At 68.3% G+C, this 9,022-nt stretch carries 9 protein-coding genes; 8 read left to right on the top strand and 1 reads right to left on the bottom strand.

Annotation, left to right across the window (positions count from 1 at the left end; translation table 11 throughout):
* Positions 1 to 98 precede the first annotated feature (98 nt).
* From JD292_RS04800 to JD292_RS04785, 4 genes are read left to right on the top strand one after another with little or no spacing between them, the layout of a single operon-like run.
* The gene (locus JD292_RS04800) at positions 99 to 1,736 is read left to right on the top strand and encodes a DUF7059 domain-containing protein (protein WP_200131605.1); all 1,638 of its coding nucleotides are present in this window, start codon (positions 99 to 101) and stop codon (positions 1,734 to 1,736) included.
* A 12-nt stretch (positions 1,737 to 1,748) separates the two neighbouring features.
* A complete protein-coding gene (gene hisD / locus JD292_RS04795) occupies positions 1,749 to 3,071 on the top strand; it encodes a histidinol dehydrogenase (RefSeq protein ID WP_200131610.1) in 1,323 nt (440 codons plus the stop codon).
* On the top strand, positions 3,071 to 3,613 hold the full coding sequence (gene nrdR, locus JD292_RS04790; RefSeq protein WP_200131604.1) for a transcriptional regulator NrdR: 543 nt from the start codon (positions 3,071 to 3,073) through the stop codon (positions 3,611 to 3,613). The genes hisD and nrdR overlap by 1 nt, the downstream gene beginning before the upstream one ends.
* Positions 3,614 to 3,619: 6 nt before the next feature.
* Positions 3,620 to 4,669 (top strand): quinone-dependent dihydroorotate dehydrogenase, encoded by a 1,050-nt coding sequence (locus tag JD292_RS04785; RefSeq protein WP_200131603.1) that lies wholly within the window; start codon positions 3,620 to 3,622, stop codon positions 4,667 to 4,669.
* Between the two features lie 146 nt (positions 4,670 to 4,815).
* Here the strand turns inward: JD292_RS04785 and JD292_RS04780 are convergent, their stop codons facing one another.
* Positions 4,816 to 5,391 (bottom strand): DUF3043 domain-containing protein, encoded by a 576-nt coding sequence (locus JD292_RS04780; protein WP_200131602.1) that lies wholly within the window; start codon positions 5,389 to 5,391, stop codon positions 4,816 to 4,818.
* A 171-nt stretch (positions 5,392 to 5,562) separates the two neighbouring features.
* On the opposite strand from JD292_RS04780, the gene erpA reads away from it, so the two are divergent.
* The 4 genes from erpA to JD292_RS04760 all read left to right on the top strand — a co-directional run bounded on the left by erpA (position 5,563) and on the right by JD292_RS04760 (position 9,020).
* On the top strand, positions 5,563 to 5,922 hold the full coding sequence (gene erpA / locus JD292_RS04775) for an iron-sulfur cluster insertion protein ErpA (RefSeq protein WP_200131601.1): 360 nt from the start codon (positions 5,563 to 5,565) through the stop codon (positions 5,920 to 5,922).
* A 153-nt stretch (positions 5,923 to 6,075) separates the two neighbouring features.
* A complete protein-coding gene (gene ctaC / locus JD292_RS04770) occupies positions 6,076 to 6,930 on the top strand; it encodes an aa3-type cytochrome oxidase subunit II (protein WP_200131600.1) in 855 nt (284 codons plus the stop codon).
* Positions 6,931 to 6,945: 15 nt separating this feature from the next.
* The gene (gene ctaD / locus JD292_RS04765) at positions 6,946 to 8,577 is read left to right on the top strand and encodes an aa3-type cytochrome oxidase subunit I (protein ID WP_200131599.1); all 1,632 of its coding nucleotides are present in this window, start codon (positions 6,946 to 6,948) and stop codon (positions 8,575 to 8,577) included.
* 20 nt (positions 8,578 to 8,597) lie between these two features.
* A complete protein-coding gene (locus JD292_RS04760; protein WP_200131598.1) occupies positions 8,598 to 9,020 on the top strand; it encodes a cytochrome c oxidase subunit 4 in 423 nt (140 codons plus the stop codon).
* The last annotated feature ends 2 nt before the right edge of the window (positions 9,021 to 9,022 follow it).

Raw genomic sequence — 9,022 nt, 5'->3', positions numbered from 1 at the left:
CCGGCCGCTTCGTGCCCCCCCCCCGCTGGGGCCGGGGGGGCCTGCCGCCGCCGGGGGGGCGCCCCCCCCCCACGCCGAGCAGGCCGTACCCTGGCTGGGTGGATCCCGACCTTCTCGACCTGCTCAGGTCCGACCTCGCAGCCGCCAACTACCGCAGCACCGCGATCACCGGGCTGATCGGGGACGACGCCGATGGCGCCCGCCTGCGGGGCGTCTTCGCCCCGGCCCGGCGCGCGCTCGCTGACGCCGGCGCAACGCCCCTCGCGACCCTCATCGAGCTCCTGCTCCTGGGGGAGGAGATGAGCGGGGAGCGCGTCGCCCGCGGTCTTCCTGGCCTGGGCGCGGAGGGGGCTCGCGCCCTCGGCCTCATTGCGCCGACGGATGCCGACCCGCTGCGGTATCGCGCGGCGCTCTCCCTCAACCCGGTGAGCGTCGCCGACTCGCTCGACGACGCACCGCGGGAGTGGTGGATCCTCTCCGACCTCGACGATCAGCTGCGCAACGGACCAGCAAGCCCGCAGCACGTGATGGGCGTCGGCGGCGCCACTCGCTCGCTCATCGCGCAGCTGCCGATCGGGCCTATCGCACGAGGGCTCGATCTCGGGACCGGCTGCGGCATCGTCGCTCTCCACCTCGCCCTCCGGGGTCCCGTCGTCGCAACCGACCTGTCAGCCCGTGCGATCACGCTCGCGCGGGCCAACGCGCGCCTGAACGGTGTCTCCGGGATCGAGTTCCGGGAGGGCGACCTCTTCGAACCGGTCGCTGGCGAGCACTTCGACCTCATCGCGTCGAACCCGCCCTTCGTGGTCACGCCCCGCCGTGGGGCGGATGAGAACCGCGCGAGCGAGGCGCTCCCCGGGGCGGCCCCCGCCGTGCGGGAAGGCGACTCGGAGCGCTACCTGTACCGGGATGCCGGCATGGTCGGTGACGCACTCGCGGAGCGGGTCGTGACAATCGGCCCTGCCTTCCTCGCGGGAGGAGGAACGTTGATCTGCCTCGCCAACTGGGAATCCCCCTGGGGGATCGACGCGCTCGAACGCGTGCGGGAGTGGATCGTCTCGGCCGAGGGCCGGCTCGCCGCCTGGGTGATCGAGCGGGATCGGGTATCGCCCCTGCAGTACGCGGAGACCTGGGCGCGCGACGGCGGAGCCCGTCAGGGTGACGCGGAATTCGATCACCTCGTTTCAGCCTGGCTGGATGATTTCTCCGAGCGCCGGATCGTCGCGCTCGGTCTCGGATCGATCCGGATCCGGCGTCTCGACGATCCCGAGGGGCGTGCCGCCGAACCCGAGCGGGATCCGGGGACCCTCGTGCACACGGAGCGCGCGGGCGGCGCGTTCGGAGCGCGGCCCGGGGCCGCGCTCGACGAGGCGTTCGACGCGATGATCGCGACCGATCGCCTCAGCGATGCCGAGGTGCTCGCGCGCGGCTGGATCCTCGATCCCGCCGTCAGGGAGGAGCGCGAGTATCGGCCGGGGGAGTCGGACCCGCGCGCCATCGCGCTCGTCACCGATCGCGGCCTCGCTCGTCGGGCGACGGCGGACACGCTGCTCGCCGCGGCGGTCGGCGCCTGCGACGGCGAACTCACCCTCGCGCAGATCGCCGGAGCGCTCGCGACGATTCTCGAGGTCGATTCCGGCGCGGCCGAGGAAGCGCTCGTCGCGGGGATCCGCGAGCTCGTGCGGCTGGGGATGATCACCCCCGCTCCGACCGGGCAGGATCAGCGCGCTCGGTAGACTGGATGGGTGATGCGAACGATTGACCTCCGTGGACGTGACCTCACCCGTGCCGAATTGCTCGGGCTCGTGCCGCGTGCCGCGCTCGGCGCTGAGGTCGCGGTCGAGCGCGTGCGACCCCTCGTCGCAGCCGTCGCCGAGCGCGGCGAGGCGGCGCTGCGCGAGCAGGCGCTCGAGTTCGACGGCGTGTCCGGGCACGCGCTCAGGGTCCCCGTCGAGGCGATCGGCGCGTCGCTCGCCGACTGCCCGCCCGAGGTGGAGGTCGCGCTGCGCGAGCTCATTTCGCGCCTGCGGGCCGCCTCGGCAGCGCAGGTGCCTGCCGAGCAGACCACGAGGATCTCCGACGGCGCCGTGATCCGGCAGCGGTGGCAGCCCGTTTCACGGGTCGGGCTCTACGCGCCAGGCGGCAAGGCCGCCTACCCGTCATCGGTGATCATGAACGCGGTGTCCGCCCAGGTCGCCGGAGTCCCCGGGCTCGCGCTGGCGTCCCCGGCGCAGCGCGACAACGACGGCCTCCCGCACCCGGCGGTGCTGTGGGCGGCGGCGCTCTGCGGCGTCGACGAGGTCTACGCGATCGGCGGGGCCGGTGCGATCGCCGCGTTCGCGCACGGAGTGCCCGAGATCGGGCTCGACCCGGTCGACGTCGTGTCCGGGCCGGGCAACGTCTTCGTCGCCGCCGCGAAGCGCGTGGTGAGCGGCCTCGTCGGGATCGACTCCGAGGCGGGCACGACCGAGATTCTTGTCATCGCCGACGCCTCGGCAGACCCGGGCTTCGTCGCTGCTGACCTGATCAGCCAGGCGGAGCACGACGAGGCGGCCGCGTCGGTCCTCGTCACCGACTCGGCCGAGTTCGCCGAACGCGTCGGCGCTGAGATCGCTCGCAGGGCCGCGGAAACCCGACACGCTGATCGCGTCGCCACGGCGCTCGGCGGACCCCAGTCCGCCGTGATCCTCGTCGACGATCTCGCGGTCGCCGCCGCGGTGAGCAACGCGTACGGGCCCGAGCACCTCGAGATCCAGACGGCCCAGGACGAGGCCGTGCTCTCGCGCATCACGGACGCCGGGGCGATCTTCGTCGGTGGCTACTCGCCGGTGAGCCTGGGCGACTACCTCGCCGGATCGAACCACGTCTTGCCCACGGGCGGAACCGCGCGCTTCAGCGCGGGCCTGGGGGCTCACACCTTCCTCCGCCCGCAGCAGATCGTCACGTACGATCGCGCCGCCCTCGCCGAGGTCGAGGCCCCGCTCGTCGCGCTCGCGGGTGCCGAGGGGCTCCCCGCTCACGGCGAGGCCGTCTCCGCGCGCTTCGAAGCGACCTCAGAGGAGGCCAGCTGATGCACTGCCCGTTTTGCCGACACCCCGATTCGCGGGTGATCGACTCGCGAACCGCCGACGACGGCCTGTCGATCAGGCGCCGCCGGCAGTGCCCGTCGTGCGGTCGCCGGTTCACGACGACCGAGACGGCGAGCCTCACCGTGATCAAGCGCTCGGGCGTCGTCGAGCCCTTCAGCCGCGAGAAGGTCATGAGCGGCGTACGCAAGGCGTGCCAGGGCCGACCAGTGACCGAGGCTGACCTCGCGATCCTGGCGCAGCGTGTTGAGGAGTCCGTGCGCTCCTCCGGCATCGCGCAGTTCGACGCGAACGAGATCGGGCTCGCCATCCTCCCGCATCTGAAGGAGCTCGACGAGGTGGCATTCCTCCGCTTCGCGAGCGTGTATCAGGCCTTTGAATCCCTCGCCGATTTCGAGTCGGCGATCGCCGAGCTGCGCGCGCATCCCGCGGGTGAGGAGCGGGATGAGGACCGCCACGCCTACTCGGCACACACCGACCACCCCGGCGACGCGGATGCCGCGTCGGCCGGAAGCGCCAAGGAGTAACCCCGCATGCGTCTCTACCCGCTGCTGTTCCAGACCGTGCTCCGCCGGATGGATCCCGAAACGGCTCACCATCTCGCCTTTTCGGTGATCAAGGCGGCCCCGTTCCTCGGCGGAGCGCTTCGCAGCTTCACCGCGCCCGATCCGTCGCTGCGCGTGCGCGCCCTCGGACAGGAGTTTCCGAGCCCCTTCGGCCTCGCGGCCGGGTTCGACAAGAACGCCGAGGGGATCCTCGGCCTCGGCGCGTTCGGCTTCGGACACGTCGAGGTGGGAACGCTCACGCGCCACGCCCAGCCGGGCAACCCGAAACCGCGGATGTTCCGACTCGTCGGCGATCGCGGGCTGGTGAACCGGATGGGGTTCAACAACGGGGGATCGGCCGCCGCTGTGCCGCGGGTCGAGCGCGCCCGCCTCGCGAGGAAGCGCCCCGTGATCGGGGTGAACATCGGCAAGAGCCGCGTCACCGTGGTTGAGGATGCCGTGCAGGACTACGTCTGGAGCACGGAGCGGCTTGCGCCCATCGCCGACTACCTCGCGGTCAATGTGAGCTCGCCCAACACGCCCGGGCTGCGCGGCCTGCAGGAACTCGAAATGCTCGAACCCCTGCTCACGGCGGTGCGAGACGCGGCAAACGGGACGCCGCTCCTGGTCAAGATCGCCCCGGATATGGGGGACGAACAAATCGACGGGATCGTCGAACTCGCCAAGCGCCTCGGCCTGGACGGGATCATCGCCACGAACACGACGATCTCACGGGCCGGCCTGACGGCCCCCGACTCCGAAGTGGAGCGCATGGGGGCGGGCGGCCTGTCGGGTGCGCCGCTCAAAGACCGCTCGCTCGAGGTGCTCCGCCGGATCCGCTCCGTCGCACCCGATCCGGACTTCTGCGTGATCTCCGTCGGCGGCGTTACCACCGCCGAGGACGTGCGGGAGCGACTCGCCGCCGGGGCGACGCTCGTGCAGGGCTTCACCGCCTACATCTACGAGGGACCCTTCTGGGCGCGCGACATCAACCGAGGGCTGGTGCGCGCAGGCTTCCGCGGGAACGCCGCGCGCTGATCCCGGGGCCGGGGACGCCGCTCTCGCGGGCGGTGAGTGACTGCCGACGGCCCGATCGGCCCGATCCCGTTCGCAGGGAAAACAACAGCGGGGCCCGTTCCGATTCGTTCGGAACGGGCCCCGCTGTCGTTCGTTCAGGCGCTGAATTAGGCCGGGAACTCACCGCGCTTGTTCTGCGGCTTGGGAACGCGCAGCATGCGGAACTGGAAGGCGCGCATCGCCGCGTACCAGCGGAACCCGGGCTGCACGTTGTCCTCCCCGAACCGTGCGGCGAGCTTCTTCTTCAACCGGAAACCGAGGAACACGGCGTCGAGCACCATCAGGAATACGAAACCCCAGATGACGAACAGGCTGATCACCTGAACGACGCCGGGGATGAAGGTCATCACGAGGACCACGAGCATCATGGGAATGAGAAGCTCGCCGACATTCCAGCGGGCGTCAACGTACTCGCGCACCCAGCGGCGCTGCGGACCGCGGTCGCGCGCCGTGAGGTAGCGCTCGTCGCCCTGCATCATCCCGACGCGGGCGCGCTCACGGGACTCGTTCTGCTGGCGGCGCATCTCGCGCTGGACCGACTTGTCCTTCGAGCCGACGATCGGGCGCTGATTCGCCGCCTCCGCCTGCTTTCGCGACGGGGTCGGTCGTCCTTTGCCGACCTGGGGCCCCTCTGCTCCGGCCGGCTCCTGCTTCTGCGGCTCAACGGCGCCCTTCTTTGCCACGCAATTCCTCTCATCGGTGCGCGCACGCGCACGAGCTTGTCCGCCGGTGATCACGGCAATTCCTTTCAGGATACCGTGACCGGCTGACGGGCCTGACCGCCCGGGATGCCGGTGTCAGCGGTCGGGGCTAGACTCGAACTGCGGAATTCCACGCGAGCGAAGGAGAAACGCATGTCCACGGAAACGATCGCACCCGCCGAGCGCGCGCACGGCGTCACCCTCAGCGAGACGGCCCAGCAAAAGGTGCGGAGCCTGCTCACGCAAGAGGGGCGCGACGATCTGCGGCTCCGGATCGCGGTGCAGCCCGGAGGCTGCTCCGGCCTGATCTACCAGCTCTTCTTCGACGAGCGCACCCTCGACAACGACGCGGTCGTTGACTTCGACGGGGTGGAGGTCGTCGTCGACCAGATGAGCATCCCCTATCTGGACGGGGCCTCGATCGACTTCGAGGACACGATCCAGAAGCAGGGATTCACCATCGACAACCCCAACGCGCAGGGCAGCTGCGCGTGCGGCGACAGCTTCAGCTGAGCCGAAACGCGCGAAATAGCTTTGGCGACACCCGTGATTGGTTCGGGGAACGCTCAGGTTCGCGCTAAGCTGTCAGGGAGTCATCAGCTTCGCCTGCTTTTTACGCTGGCGAGAAAACGTTTCGAAAGGTATGCGGTGCGTTCCAATCGTCGAATGAAATGGGTCGCGGCCCCGGTGGCGCTGTCCGCTGCGCTGCTTCTCGCGGGCTGCACGCCGGAGCAGCAGCGGGGCTTCCTGCCCGCCGGTTCCGAGCAGGCAACGAACCACACTGACGGGATCACCGGTCTGTGGGTGACGTCCTGGATCGTGCTGCTCGCCGTCGGCGTGATCACGTGGGGCCTCATCATCTGGGCCACGGTCGCGTACCGCCGGCGCAAGGGGCAGACGGGCCTTCCCGTGCAGCTCCGCTACAACATGCCGATCGAGACGTTCTTCACCGTCGTCCCGGTCATCCTCGTCCTCGGTTTCTTCGCCTTCACGGCGCAGGAGCAGTCCAAGATCGAGGCCCGCTACGACAAGAGCGAGGTCGAGAACACGGTCGAGGTCATCGGCAAGCGCTGGGCGTGGGACTTCAACTACGTCGACGAGGACGTCTTCTTCCAGGGCGTCCAGGTGCAGACCGACGCAAAGGGCGAAGCGACTCCCGAGACCATGCCGGTCCTCTACCTCCCGGTCAACAAGAAGACGGAACTCCGTCTCGAGACCCGCGATGTGATCCACTCCTTCTGGGTGGTCGAGTTCCTCTACAAGAAGGACATGATCCCGGGTCAGACCAACTACATGAGCTTCGAGCCGACGAAGACCGGCACCTTCATGGGCAAGTGCGCCGAGCTCTGCGGCGAGTCGCACTCGATGATGCTCTTCCAGGTGAAGGTCGTGGAGCAGGCCGAGTACGACGCGTACATCGAGTCGCTTCGCGAGGCAGGCAACACGGGCCAGGCTGGCCTTGACTACAACCCGAACCAGGATCGCTTCCACGGCGACCAGGCCAAGGCTGAGAACGAGTAAGAGGGAATCCTGACAATGAAGAAGGGCAACATCATCGTCTCGTGGCTGACGTCCACGGACCACAAGGTGATCGGGTACATGTACCTGATCAGCTCCTTCGTGTGGTTCCTGATCGGCGGCCTCATGGCGCTCCTGATCCGCGCGCAGCTGTTCGCGCCGGGTCTCGAGGTCATCCCGACCAAGGAACAGTACAACCAGCTGTTCACCATGCACGGCACCATCATGCTGCTGATGTTCGCGACGCCGCTGTTCGCGGGCTTCGCCAACGTGATCATGCCGCTCCAGATCGGTGCGCCTGACGTCGCGTTCCCGCGACTCAACGCCTTCGCGTTCTGGCTCTACACCTTCGGCTCGCTGATCGCGGTCGGCGGCTTCCTCACCCCGCAGGGCGCGGCATCGTTCGGCTGGTTCGCATACGCGCCACTGTCCGACATGACCTACTCTCCGGGCGTCGGAGGCAACCTCTGGGTCCTCGGCCTCGGCGTCTCGGGCTTCGGCACGATCATGGGCGGCGTGAACTTCATCACGACGATCATCACGATGCGTGCCCCGGGCATGACCATGTGGCGCATGTCCGTGTTCACCTGGAACACGCTGATCACGTCGATCCTCGTCCTCCTCGTCTTCCCGGTGCTCGCCGCCGCCATGTTCGGCCTCGCCGCCGACCGTATCTTCGGCGCGCAGATCTACAGCGGTGAGGGCGGAGCCATCCTCTGGCAGCACCTCTTCTGGTTCTTCGGCCACCCCGAGGTGTACGTCATCGCGCTGCCGTTCTTCGGCATCGTCTCCGAGATCTTCCCGGTGTTCAGCCGCAAGCCGATCTTCGGTTACAAGACCCTGATCTACGCAACGATCGCGATTGCGGCACTGTCCATGACCGTGTGGGCGCACCACATGTACGTGACCGGCTCCGTGCTGCTCCCGTTCTTCGCCCTCATGACCATGTTCATCGCGGTTCCGACCGGCGTGAAGATCTTCAACTGGCTCGGCACCATGTGGCGCGGCTCGATCACGTTCGAGACCCCGATGCTCTGGTCGCTCGGCTTCCTCGTGTCGTTCGTCTTCGGCGGCCTGACCGGCGTCATCCTGGCGTCGCCCGCCCTCGACTTCCACCTCTCCGACACCTACTTCGTGGTCGCGCACTTCCACTACGTGATCTTCGGCACCGTCGTGTTCGCGATGTTCGCCGGGTTCTACTTCTGGTGGCCCAAGTGGACCGGCAAGATGCTCGACGAGCGTCTCGGCAAGATCCACTTCTGGGTGCTGTTCGTCGGCTTCCACACGACCTTCCTCGTGCAGCACTGGCTCGGCGTCATGGCGATGCCCCGCCGCTACTACACGTACCTCCCGTCGGATGGCATCACCTGGGGCAACCAGCTGTCGACCATCGGCGCGATGATCCTCGGCGTCTCGATGATCCCGTTCCTCCTGAACGTGTACATCACCGCGCGCCGTGCACCGAAGGTCACGACCAACGATCCGTGGGGCTACGGCCGCTCGCTCGAGTGGGCGACCTCCTGCCCGCCGCCGCGCCACAACTTCACCTCGATCCCGCGTATCCGCTCGGAGTCCCCCGCGTTCGACCTCAACCACCCCGAGGTCAGCGGTGTGGAGCAGCCCGGCCGCGAGCTCGCGCCCAAGAAGTGACTGATCGGAGCATCTAACTCATGAAATCCAACATCGTCATCTTCTCGATCCTGACGGCGTACTTCACCCTGCTCGCAGCGGTGTACACCGTGTGGAACATCATCGAGCACGGCCGCCCCGAGTATGCCGGATCCGTCACGATCCTCCTCTCGGCGGGCCTGACCGGCTTCATCGCCTTCTACCTCATGCTCGTCCAGCGCAAGCAGGGCGGCGTCCTCACCGAGGACCTGCAGGAGTCGGATATCGATGACGGCGATCCGGAGCTCGGCGAGTTCAGCCCCTGGAGCTGGTGGCCGCTGTTCCTCGCGCTCGGCGCCTCGCTCGTGATCCTCGGCCTCTGCGTCGGGTTCATGTTCTGGCTCTCGTTCCTCTCGGCACCGCTCGTTCTCATCGGCGTGGTCGGCTGGGTCTACGAGTACTACCGCGGCAACTTCGCTCGCTAACG

Source organism: Leucobacter edaphi (genome assembly GCF_016522535.1).
In the GTDB taxonomy this organism is placed as follows: Bacteria; Actinomycetota; Actinomycetes; order Actinomycetales; family Microbacteriaceae; genus Leucobacter; species Leucobacter edaphi.
The sequence above is the reverse complement of the archived record's forward strand: the minus strand, read 5'-3'. Positions and strand labels throughout refer to the sequence as shown.

Coding starts and splice junctions, on each gene's coding strand:
- erpA (WP_200131601.1), top strand. CDS start 5,563: ATGTCCACGGAAACGATCGCACCCGCCGAGCGCGCGCACGGCGTCACC.
- nrdR (WP_200131604.1), top strand. CDS start 3,071: ATGCACTGCCCGTTTTGCCGACACCCCGATTCGCGGGTGATCGACTCG.
- ctaC (WP_200131600.1), top strand. CDS start 6,076: ATGAAATGGGTCGCGGCCCCGGTGGCGCTGTCCGCTGCGCTGCTTCTC.
- JD292_RS04785 (WP_200131603.1), top strand. CDS start 3,620: ATGCGTCTCTACCCGCTGCTGTTCCAGACCGTGCTCCGCCGGATGGAT.
- hisD (WP_200131610.1), top strand. CDS start 1,749: ATGCGAACGATTGACCTCCGTGGACGTGACCTCACCCGTGCCGAATTG.
- ctaD (WP_200131599.1), top strand. CDS start 6,946: ATGAAGAAGGGCAACATCATCGTCTCGTGGCTGACGTCCACGGACCAC.
- JD292_RS04760 (WP_200131598.1), top strand. CDS start 8,598: ATGAAATCCAACATCGTCATCTTCTCGATCCTGACGGCGTACTTCACC.